Origin of the sequence: Janthinobacterium sp. SUN120 (assembly GCF_030397735.1) — a bacterium.
GTDB lineage: Bacteria > Pseudomonadota > Gammaproteobacteria > Burkholderiales > Burkholderiaceae_D > Janthinobacterium > Janthinobacterium kumbetense.
Genome location: NZ_JAPUBW010000002.1, coordinates 1,789,945 through 1,813,144, shown reverse-complemented (window position 1 = coordinate 1,813,144; position 23,200 = coordinate 1,789,945). Strand labels below are relative to the sequence as shown.

The window sequence follows — 23,200 nt, the reverse complement described above, 5'->3', positions numbered from 1 at the left end:
ACTCCATGCTGCCATCGATAGACTGGACCCGCCCCTGGTTTGCCACGGTGCTGCCGGCGCGACGGCAGCTGGACCTGCAGCGCGACACGGTGATCGCCGCGCTGAACGGACGGGCGCGGGAGCTGGACTTGCGCAATCCCTCCGGCCTGCCGCTGGCTTTCGTGCCGCAAGCGGACCTGCCCGATGGCGTCGCCTACGAGGAGTTCATCGGCGCGACGGGCGGCGTGCCCACGCGCGACAATCTGCACGATTTTTTCAACGCGCTCGTGTGGCTCACTTTCCCACGCATCAAGCGGCAATTGAACGCGCTGCAGGCGGCGCAGATCGCCCTGTCCGGCGTCGGCAAATCGCGCGGTCCCGCACGCGATGGCGCGACGATTTTTGACGAAAATTCCGCCCTGCTGGTGCTGCGCGACAGCGATGCGGGGCGCGCGCTGGAAGCGGCGCTGCGCGGGCATGACTGGCGCAGCGCGTTCATTGCGCAGAGCGACAAGTTTGACGCCGGCGGCGACGCCGAGGTCTGGCTGTTCGGCCACGCGCTGATGGAAAAACTGGTGGCGCCGCGCAAGGCCATCACGGCGCATACGCGCGTGATCTTCGCCGGCGACGCCTATTTCACCCTGGACGATGCGGCACGCCGCGCCTGGCTCGACGAGCGGGTGGCGCAGGACCTGGCGCAGCAAAGCCTCACCACGGCGGACTTCACGCCGCTGCCCGTGCTCGGTTTGCCCGGCTGGTGCGAGGGCCAGGACGACGATTTTTACAATGACGCGGCGGTGTTCCGCCCGAAGCGCAAGGTGGCTGGCGCAGAAAGAGATCAATAGCATGGAAAATACCGTCCGCTGGGGCATCCTCGGCACCGGCAAGATCGCCCGCGCGATGGCCAATGGCCTGCGCGATGCACCCGGTGCGCAACTGGTGGCGGTGGCTTCGCGCAGCGAGACTGGCGCACAGGCCTTCGGCGCCGAATTCGGCATTGAGCGTTGCCACGGTTCCTACCAGGCGCTGGCCATGGACCCGGACGTGGATGTGATCTATATCGCCACGCCGCACACTCTGCATGCTGAAAATGCCATGCTGTGCCTGACCGCCGGCAAGCACGTCGTGTGCGAAAAACCGTTCACCATGAATGCGCGCGAAGCGCAGGCCGTGGTCGACCTGGCGCGCGACAAAAAACTGTTTTTGATGGAAGCCATGTGGAGCCGTTTCCTGCCCGCCGTGCAGGAAGCGCAGCGCATCATCGCCAGCGGCGAAATCGGCGTGCTGCAGCAGGTGCAGGCCGACATCGGTTTTGTCGCCAATTTCCCGCCCGAGCACCGCATGTTCAATCCGGAACTCGGCGGCGGCGCGCTGCTCGACGTGGGCATTTATCCGCTGTCGATGGCGGCCTTCTTCCTCGGCTCCGTATCGCAGGTACAGGCGCTGGCCGAGATGGGCGCCACAGGCGTCGATGAGCAGGTCGTGTTCTCGCTGCGGCACGCGGGCGGGGGCACCTCGTCCTGCGCCTGCAGCCTGCGCGCGCAGACGCCGACGGAAATGACCATTTCCGGCAGCCTGGGGCGGATTCGGCTGCCCAACCGTTTTTACAAACCCGACCACCTGATCGTCGAAACGATGGATGGCGGGCGCCGCGTCGTCGCCATGCCGCACCTGGGCAACGGCTACGCGCACGAGGCGATCGAGGCGATGCGCTGCATCCGTGCCGGCTTGCTGGAAAGTCCCGTCATGCTGCATGCGGACAGCGTGGCGCTGATGCATAACCTTGACACCATGCGTGGCCAGATCGGCCTCGTTTACCGAGCCGACCAGGCGTGAACAGGAATCCCATGACATTGCACCCATCCCGTCCCAGCCTGAAAACTGTCCTCATCGCCAGCGGCGTCGTGCTGACCCTGGCGATGGGCGTGCGCCATGGCCTGGGTTTCTGGATGCAGCCGATCTCGCAAGCGAATGGCTGGACGCGCGAAACGTATTCGCTGGCGCTGGCCATGCAAAACCTGATGTGGGGCGTCTTCGGCCCGTTCGCCGGCATGGCGGCCGACCGTTTCGGCACCATGCGCGTCGTCATCGTCGGCGCCATCAGCTACATGGCGGGCCTGGTGTGGATGGCGCTCGTGACGCAGCCCACGCTGTTCATCGTCGGTTCCGGCATCTTCATCGGCCTGGCGCTGGCCTGCACGGCCTTTGGCGCCATCAGCGGCATCATCGGCCGCAGCGCGCCGCCCGAGCAGCGCTCGTGGGCCTTCGGCATTTCGTCGGCGGCCGGCTCGTTCGGCCAGTTCCTGATGATGCCGGTCGAGCAGCAACTGATTTCCGCCGTGGGCTGGCAAAACGCCTTTTATGTGCTGGCCGCGCTGGTGCTGCTGGCCATGATCCCGATGGCCTTCTACTTGCGCGAGCCGCCCGTGTCGCACGCCAGCGGTCCGCAGCAAAGCGTGGGCGCCGCCTTCAGCGAAGCCATCGCCAGCCGTTCGTTCTGGCTGCTGCTGGCAGGGTATTTCGTCTGCGGCTTCCAGCTGGTGTTCATCGGCGTGCACTTGCCGGCCTACCTGAAGGACCAGGGCCTGATGAATCCGAATATCGCCGTCACGGCGCTGGCGCTGATCGGCCTGTTCAACATCGTCGGCTCCTACTATGCGGGCAAACTCGGTGGCAAGATCGCCAAGCGCTACCTGCTGTCGGCCATCTACGTGACGCGCGCCGTGGTCATCACCGTGTTCCTGCTGGCGCCTTTGTCGGCGTGGTCCGTGTACTTGTTCGCCGCCGGCATGGGTGTGCTGTGGCTGTCGACCGTGCCGCTGACGAACGGCATCATCGCCGGCATCTTCGGCGTGAAGCATCTGTCGATGCTGGCGGGGATGGTGTTCTTCTCGCACCAGGTGGGCAGTTTCCTTGGCGCGTGGCTGGGCGGCTATCTGTACGAGCACCAGGGCAGTTACCACATCGTGTGGATGATCACCATCGGCCTGGGCTTGCTGGCCGCGCTGATCAACCTGCCCATCGACGAGCGCGCCGTCAAGCGCGTGGCGGTGGCCGCGTAATGGCCAGCTGGCGCACCTGGCTATGGCGCCTGGCTGGCGCCGCGCTGCTGGCTCTCGTCTTCCTGGCCTATCTGCGTCCCGATTTCATGCTGGACCTGGCGAACCGCTTCTGGATGTGCATGTAGCGGGCATCCGGCCTTACACCTTCAAAAATTCCTCTTTGCCACCCAGCCAGCGCGCCAGGTGCGCTTCCACGGTGGCCGCGGCGGCCGTCGTGGTAGCGTGCAGCAGGTCGTGCGCCACGTCGCGCGCCTGATCGACCAGCCATTGATCCGTTTCCAGGTCGGCGAAGCGCAGCATGGCCTGGCCGGACTGGCGCGCGCCGAGGAATTCGCCGGGGCCGCGGATTTCCAGGTCGCGGCGGGCAATTTCAAAACCGTCCGTCGTTTCGCGCATGGTCATCAAGCGCTGGCGCGCCACGCCGCCCAGCGGGCCCTGGTACAGCAGCAGGCAGACGCTGGCCGCCGATCCTCGCCCCACGCGCCCGCGCAGCTGGTGCAGCTGCGACAAGCCGAAGCGCTCGGCATGCTCGATCACCATCAGCGAAGCGTTCGGCACGTCGACGCCCACCTCGATGACGGTGGTGGCCACCAGCACGTGGATATGCCCGGCGATGAAGGCATCCATCACTTCCTGCTTTTCCGCCGGCTTCAGGCGGCCGTGCACGAGGCCCACCTGTAGCGCGGGCAGGGCTTCGGCAAGCATCATGTAGGTGTCGGTGGCCGTCTGTAGCTGCAGCGCTTCCGATTCCTCGATCAGCGGGCAGACCCAGTACACCTGCCGGCCTTCCAGTGCGGCCGCATACACGCGGGCGATGACTTCGTCGCGCCGGTTCTGGTCGATGGCGCGCGTGACGATGGGGCTGCGGCCCGGCGGCAGCTCGTCGATCACCGACACTTCCAGGTCGGCGTAATATGTCATGGCCAGGGTGCGCGGAATCGGCGTGGCCGACATCATCAGCTGGTGCGGCACGGCCGCGCTGTCGCCCTTGTTGCGCAAGGTCAGGCGCTGGCCCACGCCGAAGCGGTGCTGCTCGTCGACGATCACCAGGCCCAGTTTGGCAAACAGCACATTGTCCTGGATCAGCGCATGCGTGCCGATCACCAGCTGCGCTTCACCCGATTCGATCAGGGCCAGCGCTGCCGTCTTTTCTTTTTTCTTCAAGCTGCCCGTCAGCCAGGCCACCTTCACGCCCAGCGGCTCCATCCAAGCGGCGATCTTGCGGAAGTGCTGCTCGGCCAGGATCTCCGTGGGCGCCATCAGCGCGGCCTGGTAGCCGCTGTCGATGGCTTGCGTGGCCGACAGGGCGGCGACGACCGTCTTGCCGCTGCCGACGTCGCCTTGCAGCAGGCGCTGCATCGGATACGGCTGGCGCAGGTCGGCGCGGATTTCCTCGAGCACGCGCGCCTGCGCACCCGTCAGCTTGAAGGGCAGGGCGGCGCCGAAGGCCTTCGATAAAGTCCCGACGACGGGCAGCGAGGCGGCGCCTTTCGAGCGGCGCGCGCGCTGGGCGCGTTTCAGCGACAGCTGCTGCGCCAGCAGCTCATCGAACTTCATGCGCACCCAGGCCGGGTGCGAGCGGTCCATCAGCGCGCTTTCATCGATGTCCTGCGGCGGATAGTGCAGCAGGTGCACGGCGGCGCGGAACGGCGACAGCTGCATGTCGCGCAGCAGATGATCGGGCAAGGTGTCTTGCCAGTCGATGCGGCGCATGGCGTCGGCGATTTCGCGCCGCAGCACGTGCTGCGACAGGCCTTCGCCGGATGGGTATACGGGCGTCAGGGCTGTGGGCAGCGGCGCGCCTTCGTTGACAACTTTATACGTCGGGTGCACCATCTCGGCGCCGAAAAAGCCGTGTTTGAGTTCGGCGCGCGCGCGGACCCGCGTGCCTTCGGCCAGTTGCTTGACCTGGCTGCCATAGAAATTCATGAAGCGCAGCAGCAAATTGCCCGTTTCATCGGCGATCGTCACCAGCAATTGCTTGCGCGGCTTAAAATTGACTTCGCACTTGGTGACGATGCCCTCGACTTGCCACGACTCGCCGCCGCGCAGGCAGGCGTCGCGTATCGTGTAGACCTTGGTTTCGTCCTCGTAGCGCATCGGCAGGTGCAGCACCAGGTCCATATCCGTGCGCAAGCCCAGTTTGGCCAGCCGGCTTTCCGTGCTGACCACTTTTTTGGCGGCTTTCGGCTTCGCGGCGGGCTTGGCTGCGGGAGGAAGATCGGGCTTTGGATCGGACATATGCAAGGTTTTGGTGCCGCTAGCGTAAAATAGAGGGTTGTCCGGCACACCCTGTGCGTACCGCAGTCGTAGTTGTTGCGGCGGATTATTGTAATGCCTGTATAGGCGCACAGTATAGTGCCAGATGTTCCATTGCGCACTCCTAATCATTTTTGACGTACTTTTGAAGCAAAACGCATGTATTCGCTTTCCGATTTCGATTTTAATTTGCCGCAAGAAAACATTGCGCAAACTCCGTTGGCCGAGCGCAGCGCCTCGCGCCTGTTGCATCTGGACGGCGATACCCTGGTTGACCGCAGCTTTGCCGATATCGTCGGGCTGTTGCAGGCGGGCGACCTGCTGGTGATGAACGATACGCGCGTGCTCAAAGCGCGCTTCTTCGGCGTCAAGGAAAGCGGCGGCAAGATCGAGGCGCTCGTCGAGCGCGTGCTGGACGACCGCACCGTGCTGGCCCAGGTGCGCGCCTCGAAGTCGCCGCCGCCCGGCTGCCGCATCCGCCTGGCCGACGCCTTCGACGTGACGGTCGGTCAGCGCGCCGGCGAATTCTTTACGCTGCACTTCGACGCCGACGTGTTCGAGCTGATCGAGGCGCATGGCCGTTTGCCGCTGCCGCCCTACATCGAGCACGATGCGGACGAATTTGACGAAACGCGCTACCAGACCGTGTTCAACAAGGTGCCCGGCGCCGTGGCGGCACCGACGGCCGGCCTGCATTTCGACCAGGCCCTGCTCGACCAGCTGAAAGCGAAGGGCGTCAACTTTGCCTATGTGACCCTGCACGTGGGCGCCGGCACCTTCCAGCCCGTGCGCACGGAGGTGCTGGCCGAACACAAGATGCATACCGAGTGGTACACCATGCCGCAGGAAACCGTCGACGCCGTGCGCGCCGCCCAACTTGCCGGGCGCGACGTGGTCGCCGTCGGCACGACCAGCCTGCGCGCGCTGGAATCGGCCTCGCAAAGCGGCCAGTTGGTGGCGGGCAGCGCCGATACGGCCCTGTTCATCACGCCCGGCTATGCATTTAAAACGGTAACGCGCCTGATCACCAACTTCCATTTGCCGAAGTCGACCCTGCTGATGCTGGTGTCGGCCTTTGCCGGCTATGAGCCGATCCGCAGCGCCTACGCGCATGCGATCGCGCAGAATTACCGTTTCTTCAGCTATGGCGACGCGATGCTGCTCACCACGCAATCGCGCGCTGCGCTGAACCTTGATACTCCCGTGAAAGACTGACATGCTGGAATTTAAACTACTCAAGACCGACACGAGCGGCCTGACCAAGGCACGCCGCGGCACCTTGAAACTCAACCATGGCATCGTGCAGACGCCGATCTTCATGCCAGTGGGCACTTACGGTTCCGTGAAAGCCATGTCGCCGCTGGAACTCAACGAGATCGACGCGCAGATCATCCTGGGTAACACGTTTCACCTGTGGTTGCGTCCAGGCAACACCGTCATGGAGAAATTCGGCGGCTTGCATGGCTTCATGGGCTGGAACAAGCCGATCTTGACGGATTCGGGCGGCTTCCAGGTGTTTTCGCTGGGCGCCATGCGCAAGATCACGGAAGAGGGCGTGCATTTCAATTCGCCCATCAATGGCGATAAACTGTTCCTCTCGCCGGAAGTGTCGATGCAGGTGCAGCGCGTCTTGAATTCCGACATCGTCATGCAGTTCGACGAATGCACGCCGTACGAAATCCAGGGCCGCCCGGCCACCATCGAGGAAGCGGCCAAGTCCATGCGCATGTCCCTGCGCTGGGCGCAGCGCTCGAAGGATGAGTTCCACCGCGGCGAAAACCCGAATGCGCTGTTTGGCATCGTGCAGGGCGGCATGTTCGAAATGCTGCGCGACGAGTCGCTGGCCAAGCTGGAAGAGATCGATTTCCCCGGCATCGCCATTGGCGGCCTGTCCGTCGGCGAGCCGAAGGAAGACATGATGCGCATGCTGGCTCACGTGGGACCGCGCTTGCCGGCCAACAAGCCGCATTATCTGATGGGCGTGGGCACGCCGGAAGACCTGGTGGCGGGCGTGTCGAACGGCATCGACATGTTCGACTGCGTCATGCCGACGCGTAACGCCCGCAATGGCTGGCTGTTTACCCGTTTTGGCGACATCAAGATCAAGAACGCCAAGTACAAGGAAGACCAGGCGCCGCTGGACGAGACCTGCAGCTGCTACGCTTGCCGCAATTTTTCGCGCGCGTACCTGCACCATTTGCACCGGTCCAAGGAAATCCTCGGTGCGCGCCTGAACACCATCCACAACCTGCATTACTACCTGGACTTGATGCGTCAGATGCGCGAGGCGCTGGACGAAGACCGTTTCCACGCGTTTACCCTGCAATTCCATGCGGAACGCGCACGGGGAACTTAAGAAAAGCTTAGCTTGAGCCCTGGCTGCGGCATGGCCGGAAGTTTTGTGTATTGGTGCTTGGACTGGGGCGATAAAGCATTGCATAATGCTTTTTTAGCCCCATTTAAAGTTGCCATGGCTGCAATTCGGGTTATGACGTATAGCCAATGCTAGAATACAGCGCTATTTTTTCAAACTGATTAGAACTGGAGTCACCGTGTTTTTCATTTCCAACGCTTATGCGCAAGCCCCAACCGAAGCCCTGGGCCTCGGCGGCAACCTGACCAGCTTCCTGCCGCTGGTATTGATGTTCGTGGTCATGTATTTCCTGATGATCCGCCCACAGCAAAAACGCGCCAAAGAACAACGGGCGATGATGGACGCGCTGGCCAAGGGGGACGAAGTCGTCACCGCCGGCGGCATGCTGGGCCGTGTTTCCAAGGTAGTGGACGCTTACGTCACCATCGAAGTGGCGGCCGGCACCGAAATCACGGTGCAAAAGAGCTCCATCACCACCTTGCTGCCTAAAGGCACCCTGAAGGCGCTGTAATTCCTCGCTGTCATTGCCTCGGCAATGACAGATCCGGGGCGGCTATCGGCCGCCCCTCGCGACGCCTCCGACGCTCAACACTGAACGCTGAATCACTATGAATCGCTATCCTGCCTGGAAATACATCATCATCGTCGTCGCCTTATTGCTGGGCGCACTCTATACGGCGCCCAACTATTTCGGTGAGTCACCGGCGCTGCAAGTAACCAGCGGCAAGTCGACCGTCAAAGTGACGGGCGAGCTGATGACGCAAGTCGAGCAAATATTGACGAAAGAGAACGTCAAGTCGGAAGGCGTCACCATGGATGGCGCCGGCAATCTCGCCTCCGTGCGCGTGCGTTTTGCCGATCCCGATACCCAGTTCAAGGCAAAACTGGTGCTGGAAAAGGATCTGAATCCCGATTCCACCGATCCCGCGTTCATTGTGACGGTCAACCTGCAAGCCAATACCCCAATGTGGATGCAAAAATTGCATGCCTTGCCCATGTTCCTGGGCCTGGATTTGCGCGGTGGCGTGCACTTCCTGATGCAGGTCGATGCGAAAGCCGTACTGAACAAGAAAGTCCAGGGCGTCCAGTCCGCCGCGCGTAGCGTGTTGCGCGACAAGAATATCCGCCACGCCGGCATCGAACGCGTGGGCGACAGCGTGCAAATCAACTTCCGTGACGCCGAGACGCGCCTGAAGGCAAAAAATGTCCTGTCCGACCAGATGACGGAACTGGCGTTCGCCGATGCGGGCGAAGGCAGCGATTTGAAACTGAGCATCACCCTGAAACCGGCGGCCCTGAAGGCAACCATCGACGAAGGCGTAAAACAGAATATCTCCACCCTGTCCAAGCGCGTCAATGAGCTGGGCGTGGCTGAGCCGCTGATCCAGCAGCAAGGCCCTGACCGCATCGTGGTGCAATTGCCTGGCGTGCAGGACGTGGCCCGCGCGAAAGCCATCATCGGCCGCACCGCCACCCTGGAAGTGCGCCTGGTCGATGAAACCATCGTGCCTGGCACCGAACTGTCGAGCGCCATCCCGTTCAACTCGGAACTGTTCACTGTCGGCAAGGGCGTCCCTGTCGTGCTGGCGAAAGACGTGATCCTGACGGGCGACTATATTTCCAGCGCCACGGCCAGCTTCGACCAGAACCAGCAAGCGGCCGTGTCGATCGACCTGAATGGCGACGGCGGACGCAAGATGCGCGAAGCGACGCGCGAACGCGTCGGCAAGCGCATGGCCATCGTGCTGTTTGAAAAAGGCAAGCCGGAAGTATTGTCTGTCGCGACGATCCAGCAGGAACTCGGTTCGCGCTTCCAGATCACAGGCATGGGCGGCGCGGAAAACGCGAATGAACTGGCGCTGCTGCTGCGCTCGGGCGCCCTGTCCGCACCGATGACCGTCATCGAAGAACGCACGATCGGACCGCAGCTGGGCGCGGAAAACATCGCCAAGGGCTTCCACTCGACCCTGTACGGCTTCATCGCCATCGCCATCTTCATGATCGCCTATTACATGCTGTTCGGCGCCTTCAGCGTACTGGCCCTGGCCACCAACCTGCTGCTGCTGGTCGGCTTGCTGTCGATGATTCAGGTGACGCTGACCTTGCCAGGTATCGCCGCTATCGCGCTGGCACTGGGCATGGCGATTGACGCCAACGTGCTGATCAATGAACGTATCCGCGAAGAGCTGCGCGCCGGCAATACGCCGCAAGCGGCGATCGCCGCCGGCTTCGACCGCGCCTGGGCCACGATTCTCGATTCGAACGTGACCACCCTGATCGTCGGCCTGGCACTGCTGGCCTTCGGCAGCGGTCCCGTGCGCGGCTTCGCTGTTGTGCATTGCCTGGGTATCCTGACCTCGATGTTCTCCTCCGTTTTCGTCTCGCGCGGCGTGGTCAACCTCTGGTATGGCCGCAAGAAAAAGCTGACGACCTTGTCGATCGGCACGGTCTGGGTACCGGGCACGAGCAAATAAGCCAGGGCTCCGACTTACCGAATAGCGTCAACAGCGATAGCGTCCTGCGGCCCAGTCGCCGGACGCACAGAATAGAACTCAGAGGATTTCATGGAATTTTTCCGGATCAAAAAAGATATTCCCTTCATGCGCCATGCGTTGATTTTCAACGTCATTTCGGCCGTGACCTTCATTGCCGCCGTCTTCTTCTTGTTCCACAAGGGTTTGCACTTGTCCGTGGAATTCAAGGGCGGCACCCTGATGGAGGTCAAATACCCGAAAGCGGCCAATCTTGAAGGCATACGCGGCACCCTGATCGGCCTCGGCTATGAAGAGCCGGGCGTGACCAGCTTCGATACGGCGCGCGACGTGATGATACGCCTGCCGGTGGAAAAGGGCGTGACTGCCGCGAATACCTCGCAGCGCGTGTTTGAAACGCTGTGCAAGGCCGAGCAAGGCACGACCAAGGGCATCGATACCGTCACCGACAAGGGCGAGCACGTCATCAAGACCGCCTGCGTGGACCCTGCCGGCAACGAAGCGCTGGTGCTGCAGAAAGTCGAATTCGTCGGCCCGCAAGTGGGCGAGGAACTGACGCAGAACGGCTTGAACGCGCTGGTGATGGTTGTCGTGTTTGTGATGATCTACCTGGCCGTGCGCTTCGAATGGAAATACGCCGTGTCGGCGATTATCGCCAACTTGCATGACGTGGTCATCATCCTGGGCTTCTTTGCCTTCTTCCAGTGGGAATTCTCGCTGACGGTGCTGGCGGCCATCCTGGCGGTGCTCGGTTATTCCGTCAACGAATCGGTGGTGATCTTTGACCGTATCCGCGAAAACTTCCGCAAGCAGCGCAAGGCTTCCGTGCATGAAGTGATCGATAACGCGATCACCAGCACCATTTCGCGTACCATCATCACCCACGGCTCGACCCAGATGATGGTGCTGTCGATGCTGGTCTTCGGCGGCCAGACCCTGCACCATTTCGCGCTGGCGCTGACCATCGGTATCTGCTTCGGTATTTACTCCTCCGTGTTCGTCGCGGCCTCGATCGCCATGTGGCTGGGCGTCAAGCGCGAAGACTTGATCAAGCCGATCAAGGAAAAAGACGAAACCGACGGCGCCGTGGTGTAAACGCAGGTTTTTGCACAGCGAACCCAAGAACGATCACCCCTCGCGGTGGTCGTTTTTTTTTGTGACGGATGACGATGAAGCGTTTTTTATGGATGGCGGCGATGATGGGCGTGACCGCGCTGGCCGGCGCGGCGGATGTCAGCCGGATGGCCGGCGATGCCATCGTCCTGCGCGGCGCCATCGCTGGCGGTGATGTGGACAAGGTGCGGCAACTGGCTATGGGGGAAACCACCATGTTGCGCGTGAATAGCGACGGCGGCGATCCGCAGGCGGCAATGTTGCTGGGGCGCTACCTGCGTCAGCAGCAGTGGGACTTGTCCGTCGACACCGTCTGCGCGGGCAGCTGCGCGCTGTACGTCTTCCCGGCCGCGCGCCATGTGCATATCCCCGCCGGTGCCGTGCTGGCGCTGCAGGAATCGGCGTTCCTGCGGGCGCAGGCTGGCCCGGAGCGCATGCGCCGCAGCCTGGTCGAGGCGGACGTGCCGGCCGATGCGCTTGACCGTGAAACGGCGGCGCTGGCGGCCCAATTGGCAGAGACGGCAGCGCTGGAAACGGCGTTTGCCACGGAGCTGGGCATCTCGCCCGCCTTTTACCGCGATTTCCGGCAAGTGGCGGCGCAGGCCGAGAGCGTGCGCCAGCGCTTTCCCGACCAGGAGGCGGCCGTCTACTGGTGGCCTGCCGCCGGCCGGCTGCAGCGCTGCTACGGCATCGCCGGCGTGCAAGAGGGGACGCGCGCGGCGCGCCTGGCGTCCGACGGCTATCTGTACGTGCCGGCCCTGTCGGCCCTGGTCATGGGCGACCAGGCTTTGCAGGCCTGTCCATGAGCCGCAGCGGCCGCCTGTTCCTGCTGATGGACGCCATGCGCGCCAGGCGCGTGCCCGTCACGGCAGCCCAGCTGGCGCAGCAGCTGGGCGTTTCCGAGCGCACGATTTATCGCGATATCCAGACCCTGGCCGAATTGGGCGCGCCCCTGCAGGGCGAGGCCGGCATCGGCTATGTGCTGCGCCGTGGCGCCTTCTTGCCGCCGCTGATGTTTGGCGCCGATGAACTGGAAGCGCTGGTGCTGGGCGCGCGCTGGGTGCGTCGGCAGGGCGATGCGGGCCTGGCGCAGGCGGCCAGCAATGCCCTGGCGAAGATCGCTGCCGCCTCGCCGCGCGACTTGCGCGACAGCATGGCCGAGACCAGCTTGTGGGTGCCGCTGGGGCGCCCCGCCGATGGCACGCAGCCGGCCGACCGCTACGTGCAGCCCGTGCGCGAGGCCATCCGCTACGAACAGAAGCTCACCCTGGGCTACCAGGATGAGCATGGCAGCGCCACCTCGCGCACGGTGTGGCCGTTTGCCCTGGCGTTTTTCGAAGGCAAGCGCCTGCTGGCTGCGTGGTGCGAGCTGCGCGGCGATTACCGGCATTTCCGCATCGACCGCATCGCCAGCGTGCAGCAGCATGACGAACGCTATCCCACGCGGCGCCATGTGCTGCTGGATGCCTGGCGCAAGGCGCACGATATCGATCCGGAATCCTGATATTCGCTCCTGACAAAAACTGTCAGTGACGGCGACTACGATGGTGGCTTCTTCACTCACCGGAGCCATCTGCCATGCGTCTATACCACCACCCCATGTCCTCGAATGCCCGCCGTGCCCTGATGACGGCGATCCACCTCGGCCTGCCGCTGGAACTGGCGGAAGTCGACCTGATGAATGCGGATGACCGCCGCCGTCTGTCCGAGTTGAATCCGAACGGCAAGGTCCCCGTGCTGGCCGATGGCGCTTTTCTGCTGTGGGAATCGTGCGCCATCATGCAATACCTGGCCGAGCAGGTGCCGGGCCAGACGATTTATCCGCAGGCGCCGCAAGCCCGCGCCGACGTCAACCGCTGGCTGTTCTGGGCCGCGCAGCACTTCGCGCCCGCCATCAGCGTGCTGGCCTGGGAACGCGCCTGGAAGGGCATGACGGGCAATGGTCCGGCGGATCCGCTGGAAGAAGCGCGCGGCGAGCGCGATCTGCATGAGTGCGCCGTGGTGCTGGACGCGCATCTGGCGGGACGCGGCTGGCTCAGCGGAGAAGGCGTGACCCTGGCCGATTTCGCCGTGGCCGCGCCGCTGATGTACAGCGAGGCCGTGCGGCTGCCGCTGGCGCAGTACCAGCACATCCAGGCGTGGTTTGCCCGCGTGCGGCAGCTGCGCGCCTGGCAGGAAACGGACGTGCAGCTATCGCCGGGATAATCTGCGCGCTAAGTGTGCCAGCGCACGGAGCTGGCGCGGCGCACCGCATAAGATAGGGCTGTCTCTTTCAGGACATCCCTAGCTTTGGACTTTACCCGCTTTCGAGCGGGTTTTTTTTGTCCGGCGTTTGAGGTGGTCTTGATAATTTGATACTTGCTGCACATATGGGGCCTATCCCACTGCCAGCAGGTACGCCATGTTCATGCCACGCCATCCGAAACCCCTGTTGAGTACCAAGGCGGTCGCCACGCAAGTCGTCCAGCAAAAGCAGGGAACGCAGGCCATGGACAAGCATGTGCTGATCGTCGACACGGTCAAGCCGGCGGCACCGCCGCCAGCAGCCAGCAAGCCGGCAGGCTAGTGCACGAGCACCTTCAGCAGCGACTGCACTTCATCGTCCGATTCTTCCATGATGCTCGACAAGGTCGCATCGTCGCCGATCAGGCAATCGATGCTGCGCGCGGCGCGGGCGGCCCGTACGGCGATGGCGGCCGGGCTTTCGTTGAGGGGCGACGAGACGGGTGCCAGGTCATTCGCCAGCAGCAGGGTGTCGCCCAGCGATTCGGGCGGAATGGCGCGCAAGCCTTCCCACAGCGCATCGATGGCGCCCATCACGGCTTCCGGCACCTTCAGTTTGGTCAGGACGCCATGGCCGATGGCTTGTTCGCCATGTTCGACCCAGTCCTCCGGTTCGCCGTCGAGGATGCCGGGGAATTCGGCCGCGCGCGACAGCAGATAAAACCCGCCCACTTCATGCATGATGCCGGCAAACAGGGCCGTATCGGGGTCCACCTTGGTGACGCGGCGGGCCAGTACCTGCGACAGGGCCGCCACATGCGCCGTATGCTCCCACAACTGGTTGGCCTTCGCTTGCAGCACGGGATCGGTGATGGTGCTGCCCAGCTGGCGCACGATCAGCGATGCCACCACCGACTGCAGGGTACGCACGCCGAGCCGCTGCACGGCGTTGCGCACGCTGGTGATTTCATTGCCGGAACGGTTGAACGCCACGGAATTGGCGATGGCCACCGTACGCGCGGCCAGCAACGGGTCAGCCTGCACCAGCTTGGCTGCGGCCTCGATATGGCAGTCGGGATCGGCCAGCGCCTCTTGCAGCTTGAGCGAAGCGTCCACATTGGCAGGAAAGGTCAGCTCGCCACGAGCGGCTTGTGCGGCGATGCTTTTAAAGGCGTCGAGTCTGTTCATTGAAAAAATTATACTCGCAATATTTCCGTGCGGAACTTTTTAACCATGATCTTTTCGCAAACAGCTTAGCAAAAGGCAAGCAACTGCCCCGTAAACGAAAAAAGGCATGCCCCTATATTGGTGGCATGCCTTTTTTAACGACAGCGATCGTCACAGCGCTGGACAGGACCATCGCGCAGCAGGTCCTGTCGAAAGCGCTGCTACAGAGCTTCGCTGAAGATGGCGTCACAGCCTTCAACCAGCTCGTCGCTGTCTTCCAGTTCATCCGTCAGGCCCAGGTCGAACAATTCCTCGACGGCGTTCATGAAGCTGTTGTGCTTGGTGGCGCCGATCAGGCGGTAGATTTCGCCGTCTTCGTTGCGCACGCCGATGATCAGTTTTTCCTGGCGCACCAGTTCCGGCGTGCTGGCGTTGAGCAGCAGGTTGCCGATGATGTGTTTATCGAAATGAGCGGGCTTTTTGCCTTCGAGCAGTGTGGTTTTCAACTTGGTTTCCTTTGTCTTGTTTGAATGTCTGTGCTTGGTGAATGGTCAGCCGTGGCCGTTGGCGATGGCGTGCTTCAAGCCCGCCAGGGTGGTTTCCAACCGCATGAAATCGTCTTCGGTATAGCCGTCGAACAGGCGCTGGCCCTGCTTTGTCAGCTTGGGGAACACGTCATGGAACACCTGTTCGCCCGCGCAACTCAGGCGCACGTAATAGGAACGCTTGTCGCGTGGACAACGTTCGCGGATTACCAGCCCCTTTTGTTCCAGCCGGTCCACCACGCCCGTCAAGGTACCCTTGGTGATCAGGGTTTTCTGGCCCAGTTCCTTGTAGGACATGCCACAGGTGTTGCCGAGCGTGGCGATGATGTCGAATTGCGCATGCGTCAAGCCGTACTGGCGCACGAAGTCGCCAGAAAACCGCTCGAAGCCTTGCATGCATTCGGCCAGCAGCCGGATACTTTTTAAATATCGTTCACCCATGGGGGGGATTATATCCTTCCGCCCCGCTTTTTTCCGCCGCGCCAGGATGTGCCCTTGCATGAGGGGCTCGATGGGGCGGAAGTCCGGTATCATGTGGGCAACTCAGCCCTTGCCCCTGGCCCGCCTCGCCGATGTCCTTCGCTAATCTTTCCCGTATCGGCCTCGACAAACCGCTGCGTTTGCTGCTGGTGCATGCCGGCGATGCCGAATCGATTACCTGGGCAGGCCTGGTGCAGCCGCTGCGCCTGTGCGCGCGGGCGCTGGGGCCGGAGGCACTGCAGCTGGACGTGCGCACGCCGGAACAGGTGGCCGCGCAGGGCGGCAACTGGCATATCGCACTGCTGGTGGCCGATGAAACGGAGGCGCCGCTGCGCGCCGAGCTGTGCCGGGCCGTGATCGAACGCTGCCGCTCGGCGCCATTCTGGGGCGGCGTGGGCGCTGCCGTGCTGTGGCTGGCCGACGCGGGCGTCATGGATGGCGTGCGCATCGCCTTGCCCTGGGCCTTGTATGCCGATGCGGAAGCGAAGGCCGAACGGGCCATCTTGACGCCGCATTTGTTCGATATCGACGGTCCGCACGTTACCTGCTGCGGCGGCGCGGCCAGCATCGATTTTTCGCTGACCCTGATCGAGACCATCTTTGGCGCCGACGTGCAGGCGCTCGTCAAGGAGGCGTTGTGCGTGGACAAGGTGCGCGGCAAGGAAGAGCGCCAGCGCGTGGCCCTGCAGGCGCGCTTCGGCGTGCTGCAGCCGAAATTGTCCGAAGCGGTGACCTTGATGGAGGCCAATATCGAAGAACCGCTGTCGACCGACGACATCGCCAGCCTGGTGGGCCTGTCGCGGCGGCAGCTCGAGCGGCTGTTCAAGCAATACCTGGGCAGCCTGCCGTCGCGCTACTACCTGGAGCTGCGCCTGCAGCGCTCGCGGCAATTATTGCTTGATACACATTATTCCATCGTGCAAGTTGGCCTGATGTGCGGCTTTTCCTCCGGTTCCCACTTTTCCACGGCGTTTGGTACTTTATTTGGCAATACCCCCCGTGAAGAGCGGCAGCGCAAGCTGATGCCGCCGGCCTAGCGCCGCGTCAAGGCAGCTGTGATGAATTGTGAAAATCCTTGTCGCAGATTCAAAAGAGTTTTAGCATCCCGCTTTTTATAATGCAGTACACACGTAGCTGTCGTAGCTGCGGAGTACCTAACATATTGATGGGGAAATGCTATGAATGCCAAGCTTGATTCGACCGTAACGGCTCGTCCAGTCACCCGGGAAACCTTTGACCAGGTCCTCGTTCCTACCTACGCCCCTGCTGCCATGGTGCCCGTGCGCGGTTCCGGTCTGGATCTGTGGGACCAGTCAGGCAAGCATTACCTCGATTTCACCTCCGGCATCGCCGTCAACAGCCTGGGCCATTGCCATCCCGCCCTGGTCGACGTGCTGACCAAGCAAATCAATAATTTGTGGCATTTGGGCAACGGCTACACCAATGAGCCTGTCCTGCGCCTGGCGCTGGCCCTGACGGAAGCGACCTTCGCCGACCGCGCCTTCTTCTGCAACTCGGGCGCGGAAGCCAACGAAGCGGCCCTGAAACTGGCGCGCAAGTATGCGCACACCAAGTTTGGCGCGCACAAGTCGCGCATCATCTCGTGCTTCAGCTCCTTCCACGGCCGCACCCTGTTTACGGTCTCCGTCGGCGGCCAGGCCAAGTACACGGAAGGCTTCGAGCCGCTGCCGCCGTCGATCGACCACATCGCCTACAACGACATCGAAGCGGCGCGCGCCGCCATCGGCGATGACGTGTGCGCCGTGATCGTCGAGCCGGTACAAGGCGAAGGCGGCGTGGTGCCAGGTAATCCGGAATTCCTCAAGGAGCTGCGCGCCCTGTGCGACAAGACGGGCGCCCTGCTGATTTTCGACGAAGTCCAGAGCGGCATGGGCCGCACTGGCGCGTTGTTCGCCTACATGGGCTACGGCGTCACGCCGGACATCCTGACGGCCGCCAAGGCGCTGGGCAACGGCTACCCGATCGGCGCCATGCTGACCACGAATGAACTGGCGCAAACCCTGGCCGTCGGCACCCACGGCACCACCTACGGCGGCAACCCGCTGGCCGCCACCGTGGCCCTGACCGTGCTGGAAACGATCAACACGCCGGCGTTCCTGGCGCGCGTGAAAGAAGCGAGCGTCAACACCATCGCCATGCTGCAAGGCTTGATCACGGATTACCCGCAAGTGTTCTCCGTCGTGCGCGGCAGCGGTTTGCTGCTGGGCCTGGTAGTTACCGATGCCTTCAAGGGCCGCGCGAAAGACATCCAGAAAGCGGCCGAAGCGCAAGGCTTGATGGTGCTGATCGCCGGCATGGACGTGGTGCGCCTGGCGCCGGCCCTGATCGTCTCGGACGAACAGATAGCCGAAGCGGGCCGTCTGCTGCGCGTCGCCATCGACGGCATGCTGAAAGCTTGAGGCTAGCCGAGCTCCCTGTTTGATCACCGGCCCGCCGCTTTGCTGCGGGCCGGCTTGGTTCTACCCGGGTTTTCAGCCCATGTATCGTCAGCATTGAAGGAGTACCCATGTATGTTGTCCGTCCGGTAGAAATTGCGGATATTGCAGCCCTCGAAGCGCTGGCCGCGGTAACCATGCCGGGTGTCCATACCCTGCCGAAGACGCGCGAAAAAATCGCCGCCTCCGTCGAGCGCTCCATCGCCTCGTTTGCCGCCCATGTCGACATCCCCAGCGAAGAATCGTATCTCTTCGTGCTTGAATCCCTGCTCGACAAGAGCATCGCCGGCACGGCCGCCATCTTTGCCTCGGCCGGCTCGAACGGCACCTATTTTTCCTTTCGCAACGACGTCATCCAGCAAGTCTCGCGCGACCTGAACATCAGCCACAGCGTGCATGCGCTGACCCTGTGCTCGGAGTTGACGGCGTATTCGCAGCTGTCCGGTTTCTATGTGCGCAACATGGAGCAGGCGGGCCTGGAAGCGGCCTTGCTGTCGCGCGCGCGGCTGCTGTTTGCCGTGCTGGCACCGCACCGTTTCGGCGACCGCTTCTTCGTGCCGCTGGCCGGCATCACGGACGCCGACGGCCAGTCGCCGTTCTGGGATGCGCTGGGCCGCAAATTCTTCCAGATGGATTTCCTCGATGCCGAAAAAGTCATCGGCGGCGCGCGTAACCGCACCCTGATCGTCGAACTGATGCCGCATTACCCCGTGTACGTGCCGCTGCTGCCCGGCGACGCGCAGGCGGCCATGGGCCAGATCCACCCGAGCGGCGAACTGGCTTTCAATCTGCTGACGGAAGAAGGCTTTGAAGCCGACGATTACATTGACATCTTCGATGGCGGCCCGATCCTGCAGGCGCACAAGCATGCGCTGCGCTCGTTTACGGGCTCGCTTACGCGCCGCGTCGTCGCAGGCGTCACGCCCAGCCGCACGGGCCTGAAAGTGCATTACGCGGTCGCTTCGGGCGCAGAGCGCAACTTCCGCGCCGTCACCTTTACCTGCGATGCGCTCGAAGCGCAGGACACCGTCGGCTTGCCGCCAGAGCTGCTCGAGGCGCTGGCCGTGGCCGAAGGCGACAGCGTCATTTGCGTGCGCATCTAACCGAGAGAACATTATGCTAGTAGTACGCGCCATCAACGCTTCTGACCTGGACGCCCTGTACGGCTTGGCCAGCCAGGTCGGCACCGGCATGACCACCCTCAAGCCGGACATGAAAATGCTGGGCGACCGCCTGGCCATCGCCTGCGCCTCGTTCGCCGAAACCATCCCGCCTGAAAAGCGCGACTACATGTTTGTCATGGAGGATACGGATACAGGCCGCCTGGCCGGCGTGTGCGCCATCAAGGGCGCCGTGGGCCTGGAAGAACCGTTCTATAACTACCGCATCGGCACCCTGGTCCATTCCAGCCGCGAACTTGACGTGTTTACGCGCATGGAAACCTTGTACCTGTCGAACGACCTGACAGGCAGCACGGAACTGTGCTCGCTGTTTTTGCATCCCGATTACCGCAGCGGCAATAACGGCAAGCTGCTGTCGAAAAGCCGCTTCCTCTTCATCGCCCAGTTCCCGCACCTGTTCACGGAAAAACTGATCGCGGAGATGCGCGGCTACCAGGCGCCGGACGGCAGCTCGCCATTCTACGAGGGCCTGGGGCGCCACTTCTTCAAGATGGATTTCCACCACGTCGACGACTTGACGAGCCTCGGCAAAAAATCCTTCATCGCCGAGTTGATGCCGCGCCAGCCCATGTACGTGGCCTACCTGCCCGACGAGGCGCAGGAAGTCATCGGCAAGGTGCATCTGAGCACGGCGCCCGCGCGCCGCCTGCTGGAGCAGGAAGGCTTGCACTTCGAGGGCTATGTTGACATTTTCGACGCCGGTCCCGTGCTGCAGGCGCGCGTGTCCGAACTGCGCGCCATGCGCGACAGCATGCCGGCCGTGCTTGACGCCGACGCTGCGCCTGAAGTGTGCGGCGATGCCGTCCAGGCCGAGCCTTACCTGGTGTCGAATACCGACCTGAAAGATTTCCGCATGATCGTCACCAGCGCCAATCCGCACAGCGGCAAGATCGCGCTGGACGACGATGAACTGCATTTGCTGCGCTGCCATCACGGCGACACCGTGCGCACCTTGTCACTCAACCCGAGGAAGCATCCCCATGTCTAACGTATTTAATTCGTCTACCGCAGCATCGAACTTCATCAACGGCGCCTGGCTGCCAGGCACGGGCCGCGAACTGGTCACCATCGACCCGTCGAACGGCAAGCAGACCTGGGCTAGCCTGGAAGCTACGGAAAACGAAGTGGAGCAGGCTTGCCAGGCCGCCCGCGCCGCCTTTGAAGCATGGGCCGATACGCCCGTCGAAGAACGCATCGCCATCTGCGTGCGCTTCCGCGAGCTGCTGAAGGAGCACGCCGAAGCGCTGGCGCTGCTGATCTCGGAAGAAGTGGGCAAACCGCTGTGGGAATCGCGCACGGAAGTGGCCACCATGGCCAACAAGATCGATATCTCGGTGCAGTCGTACAACGCGCGCACGGGCATCACGCAAAGCAAGATCGCCGACGGCGACGCCGTGCTGCGCCACCGTCCGCATGGCGTGTTCGGCGTCTTCGGCCCGTACAATTTTCCCGGCCACCTGCCGAACGGGCACATCGTGCCGGCCCTGATCGCCGGTAACACCATCGTCTTCAAGCCCAGCGAATATGCGCCGCGCACGGCCATCAAAACCGTGCAGCTGTGGCAGCAGGCCGGCTTGCCGGATGGCGTCGTCAACCTCGTCAACGGCGGGCGCGACACGGGCGTCGCGTTGGGCGCCAATGCGCACCTTGATGGCGTGCTGTTTACGGGTTCCTGCCAGACGGGCATCAGCCTGCACCGCCAGTTCGGCGGCCAGCCGGGCAAGATGCTGGCGCTGGAAATGGGCGGCAACAATGCCCTCGTCGTGTGGGACGTGAAGGACGTGGACGCGGCCGTGCACCACGCGATTTTCTCCGCCTTTGTCTCCGCCGGCCAGCGCTGCACCTGTGCGCGCCGCCTGGTGGTGCAGGACAACGCCGCCGGTGCCGCGTTTGTCGAGCGCCTGGTGGAAGTGGCCGCGAAACTGGGCATCGGCGCTTCCGACGCGCAGCCGCAGCCATTCATGGGCCCTGTCGTATCGAGTGCCGTGGCCGCGCGCCTGGTACAGGCGCAGGCGGATATGGTCGCCAAGGGCGGCACCACCTTGCTGCAGATGCGCCAGCTCAATCCGCAGGCGGGTTTTGTCACGGCAGGTATCGTCGACGTCACCGATGCCGCCGGCATCCCCGACGAGGAATGGTTCGGTCCACTGCTGCAGGTGATCCGCGTGGCCGATTTCGATGCTGCCCTGAAGGTGGCCAACGCCACCGAATTTGGCCTGGCCGCGGCGCTCTTGTCCGACGATCCGGCCCTGTGGCAAACTTTTCAAACGCGTGCTCGCGCCGGCATCATCAACTGGAACCGTCCGACGACGGGAGCGGCCAGCACGGCGCCGTTCGGCGGCATCGGCAAGTCGGGCAACCACCGTCCGAGCGCGTATTACGCGGCCGATTACTGCGCCTACCCGGTCGCTTCGATCGAGAACAGCGCGCTGGAAATGCCAGCCAAGCTGTCGCCCGGCCTGAATTTTTAAGGAAATCCCATGCACAGCACGCGCGAATACAACTTTGACGGCCTGGTCGGGCCATCGCATAACTATGCCGGACTATCGTTCGGCAACGTGGCCTCGTTCAGCAATGTGAAAAGCGCTTCGAATCCGAAGCAGGCCGCCTTGCAGGGCCTGGCCAAGATGCGCGCCCTGGCCGCGCGCGGCTTTGCGCAAGCCTTGCTGCCGCCGCAGGACCGGCCGAATTTCCGCCTGCTGCGCTCCATCGGTTTCACTGGGACGGACGCCGAAGTGCTGGCGCGCGCCTACAAGGAGTCGCCCGTCATCCTGGCCTGCGCGTATTCCGCCTCGCCCATGTGGACGGCGAATGCCGCCACGGTCAGTCCGTCGGCCGACACGCAGGATGGCCGCGTGCATTTCACGGCCGCCAACCTGAATAACAAGCTGCACCGCGCCTTCGAGCACGCGCAGTCGGCGCGCAGCCTGCGCGCCATTTTCAGCGACGACAGGCACTTCGCCGTGCACGAGGCGCTGCCCTCGACGCCGGCCTTTGGCGACGAGGGTGCGGCCAACCACACGCGCCTGGGCGCAAGCCACGGCGCGCCATCGGTTGAACTGTTCGTGTATGGTCGCGTGGAGTTCGACCCATCGGCGCCGTCGCCGAAGCGCTACCCGGCGCGCCAGACCCTGGAAGCGTCGCAAGCCGTGGTGCGCCTGCATGGCCTGGATGCGAAGCGCACCGTGTACGTGCAGCAGAATCCTGACGTGATCGACCAGGGCGTGTTCCATAACGACGTCATCGCCGTCGGCAATGGCAATGTGCTGTTCTATCACGAGCAGGCGTTTGCCGATGAAGAGGCAAGCCTGTCGCAGCTGCACCGCGCCGTCGCCGCCACGGGGGCCGATTTGCAGGCGCTGCGCGTGGACACGGGCCAGGTGCCGATCGCGGACGCCGTCATCAGCTACCTGTTCAACAGCCAGTTGCTGACGAAAGAGGGCGGCAAGATGGCGCTGGTGATACCGCAGGAGTGCCAGGAAAACCGCGCCGTGTCGCGCTACCTGGAAGGCCTGGTGGCCAGCGGTGATCCCATCGATGAACTGGTACATTTCGATCTGCGCCAGAGCATGCGCAACGGCGGCGGGCCTGCGTGCCTGCGTTTGCGCGTGGCCCTGACGGAAACCGAAGCGCGCGCCATGCACCAGGGCGTGATCATGACGGAAACGCTGTACCATCGGCTGGTGCAGTGGGTGGAAAAACACTACCGCGACCATCTGGAACCGGGCGACCTGGCCGATCCGCAACTGGCGCTGGAAGTGCATGCGGCGCTTGAAGAATTGACGATCATCCTCAACTTACCGGGATTGTACGACTTGTAGGCGATAGACAATACACAGAAAAAATCCGAGACAGACTATCCGTAGCAC

At 63.0% G+C, this 23,200-nt stretch carries 23 protein-coding genes; 19 read left to right on the top strand and 4 right to left on the bottom strand.

All coding sequences use genetic code 11. From position 1 onward, the window contains the following. Nucleotides 1-5: 5 nt before the first annotated feature. Genes O0879_RS17880 through O0879_RS17865 form a run of 4 tightly spaced genes read left to right on the top strand, consistent with a single transcriptional unit; the run spans nt 6 to nt 3,166 of the window. The gene (locus O0879_RS17880) at nt 6-824 is read left to right on the top strand and encodes a DUF3025 domain-containing protein (protein WP_289917826.1); all 819 of its coding nucleotides are present in this window, start codon (nt 6-8) and stop codon (nt 822-824) included. 1 nt (nt 825) lies between these two features. Further along, nucleotides 826-1,815, top strand: a complete 990-nt coding sequence (locus O0879_RS17875) for a Gfo/Idh/MocA family oxidoreductase (RefSeq protein ID WP_289917824.1) — start codon at nt 826-828, stop codon at nt 1,813-1,815. An 11-nt stretch (nt 1,816-1,826) separates the two neighbouring features. After that, on the top strand, nt 1,827-3,041 hold the full coding sequence (locus O0879_RS17870; RefSeq protein WP_289917823.1) for an MFS transporter: 1,215 nt from the start codon (nt 1,827-1,829) through the stop codon (nt 3,039-3,041). Beyond that, nucleotides 3,041-3,166, top strand: a complete 126-nt coding sequence (locus O0879_RS17865; protein ID WP_255206293.1) for a hypothetical protein — start codon at nt 3,041-3,043, stop codon at nt 3,164-3,166. The genes O0879_RS17870 and O0879_RS17865 overlap by 1 nt, the downstream gene beginning before the upstream one ends. A 13-nt stretch (nt 3,167-3,179) precedes the next feature. Here the strand turns inward: O0879_RS17865 and recG are convergent, their stop codons facing one another. Then, the gene (recG, locus tag O0879_RS17860) at nt 3,180-5,282 is read right to left on the bottom strand and encodes an ATP-dependent DNA helicase RecG (protein WP_289917822.1); all 2,103 of its coding nucleotides are present in this window, start codon (nt 5,280-5,282) and stop codon (nt 3,180-3,182) included. Between the two features lie 177 nt (nt 5,283-5,459). Between recG and queA the strand changes: the two genes are divergently transcribed. The 9 genes from queA (at nt 5,460) to O0879_RS17815 (ending at nt 13,845) form a co-directional block, all read left to right on the top strand. Then, on the top strand, nt 5,460-6,515 hold the full coding sequence (gene queA, locus O0879_RS17855) for a tRNA preQ1(34) S-adenosylmethionine ribosyltransferase-isomerase QueA (RefSeq protein WP_289917819.1): 1,056 nt from the start codon (nt 5,460-5,462) through the stop codon (nt 6,513-6,515). A gap of 1 nt (nt 6,516) precedes the next feature. Continuing rightward, nucleotides 6,517-7,656, top strand: coding sequence for a tRNA guanosine(34) transglycosylase Tgt (gene tgt / locus O0879_RS17850; RefSeq protein WP_077408846.1), 1,140 nt, complete (start codon nt 6,517-6,519; stop codon nt 7,654-7,656). A 196-nt stretch (nt 7,657-7,852) separates the two neighbouring features. Then, the gene (gene yajC / locus O0879_RS17845; protein ID WP_077408845.1) at nt 7,853-8,185 is read left to right on the top strand and encodes a preprotein translocase subunit YajC; all 333 of its coding nucleotides are present in this window, start codon (nt 7,853-7,855) and stop codon (nt 8,183-8,185) included. A 97-nt stretch (nt 8,186-8,282) separates the two neighbouring features. Next, nucleotides 8,283-10,148, top strand: coding sequence for a protein translocase subunit SecD (secD, locus tag O0879_RS17840; protein ID WP_289917817.1), 1,866 nt, complete (start codon nt 8,283-8,285; stop codon nt 10,146-10,148). Nucleotides 10,149-10,238: 90 nt separating this feature from the next. Next, on the top strand, nt 10,239-11,261 hold the full coding sequence (gene secF, locus O0879_RS17835; protein WP_289917815.1) for a protein translocase subunit SecF: 1,023 nt from the start codon (nt 10,239-10,241) through the stop codon (nt 11,259-11,261). Nucleotides 11,262-11,335: 74 nt separating this feature from the next. Then, on the top strand, nt 11,336-12,085 hold the full coding sequence (locus O0879_RS17830; RefSeq protein WP_289917813.1) for a hypothetical protein: 750 nt from the start codon (nt 11,336-11,338) through the stop codon (nt 12,083-12,085). Next, the gene (locus O0879_RS17825) at nt 12,082-12,783 is read left to right on the top strand and encodes a YafY family protein (protein ID WP_251351343.1); all 702 of its coding nucleotides are present in this window, start codon (nt 12,082-12,084) and stop codon (nt 12,781-12,783) included. Before O0879_RS17830 ends, O0879_RS17825 begins: the two co-directional genes overlap by 4 nt. Before the next feature lie 74 nt (nt 12,784-12,857). Next, on the top strand, nt 12,858-13,484 hold the full coding sequence (locus O0879_RS17820) for a glutathione S-transferase family protein (RefSeq protein ID WP_289907242.1): 627 nt from the start codon (nt 12,858-12,860) through the stop codon (nt 13,482-13,484). A gap of 196 nt (nt 13,485-13,680) precedes the next feature. Further along, nucleotides 13,681-13,845, top strand: a complete 165-nt coding sequence (locus tag O0879_RS17815) for a hypothetical protein (RefSeq protein WP_289912680.1) — start codon at nt 13,681-13,683, stop codon at nt 13,843-13,845. On the opposite strand, the gene O0879_RS17810 is transcribed toward O0879_RS17815, so the two are convergent. From O0879_RS17810 to O0879_RS17800, 3 genes are all read right to left on the bottom strand, one after another. Beyond that, nucleotides 13,842-14,690 carry an HDOD domain-containing protein gene (locus O0879_RS17810; RefSeq protein WP_046684532.1) on the bottom strand — a complete coding sequence of 283 codons (849 nt, stop codon included), beginning with the start codon at nt 14,688-14,690 and terminating at the stop codon, nt 13,842-13,844. The genes O0879_RS17815 and O0879_RS17810 overlap by 4 nt on opposite strands. Before the next feature lie 200 nt (nt 14,691-14,890). Further along, entirely contained in the window at nt 14,891-15,175 is a 285-nt protein-coding gene (locus O0879_RS17805) for a hypothetical protein (RefSeq protein WP_070220679.1), read from the bottom strand. A 45-nt stretch (nt 15,176-15,220) separates the two neighbouring features. Further along, entirely contained in the window at nt 15,221-15,655 is a 435-nt protein-coding gene (locus O0879_RS17800) for a MarR family transcriptional regulator (RefSeq protein ID WP_289917811.1), read from the bottom strand. Nucleotides 15,656-15,786: 131 nt separating this feature from the next. Here O0879_RS17800 and O0879_RS17795 point away from each other — a divergent pair, with 131 nt between their 5' ends. The 6 genes from O0879_RS17795 (at nt 15,787) to astB (ending at nt 23,152) form a co-directional block, all read left to right on the top strand. After that, complete coding sequence (locus tag O0879_RS17795; protein WP_289917809.1) at nt 15,787-16,731, top strand: helix-turn-helix domain-containing protein; 945 nt, start codon at nt 15,787-15,789, stop codon at nt 16,729-16,731. A 141-nt stretch (nt 16,732-16,872) separates the two neighbouring features. Continuing rightward, nucleotides 16,873-18,114, top strand: coding sequence for an acetylornithine/succinylornithine family transaminase (gene astC / locus O0879_RS17790; protein WP_099666216.1), 1,242 nt, complete (start codon nt 16,873-16,875; stop codon nt 18,112-18,114). A gap of 107 nt (nt 18,115-18,221) precedes the next feature. Continuing rightward, nucleotides 18,222-19,253 (top strand): arginine N-succinyltransferase, encoded by a 1,032-nt coding sequence (locus tag O0879_RS17785; protein WP_289912683.1) that lies wholly within the window; start codon nt 18,222-18,224, stop codon nt 19,251-19,253. A 13-nt stretch (nt 19,254-19,266) separates the two neighbouring features. Next, complete coding sequence (astA, locus tag O0879_RS17780; protein ID WP_289917807.1) at nt 19,267-20,319, top strand: arginine N-succinyltransferase; 1,053 nt, start codon at nt 19,267-19,269, stop codon at nt 20,317-20,319. Further along, the gene (gene astD, locus O0879_RS17775) at nt 20,312-21,802 is read left to right on the top strand and encodes a succinylglutamate-semialdehyde dehydrogenase (protein WP_289917805.1); all 1,491 of its coding nucleotides are present in this window, start codon (nt 20,312-20,314) and stop codon (nt 21,800-21,802) included. Before astA ends, astD begins: the two co-directional genes overlap by 8 nt. 9 nt (nt 21,803-21,811) lie before the next feature. Next, nucleotides 21,812-23,152, top strand: coding sequence for an N-succinylarginine dihydrolase (gene astB / locus O0879_RS17770; protein ID WP_289917803.1), 1,341 nt, complete (start codon nt 21,812-21,814; stop codon nt 23,150-23,152). The last annotated feature ends 48 nt before the right edge of the window (nt 23,153-23,200 follow it).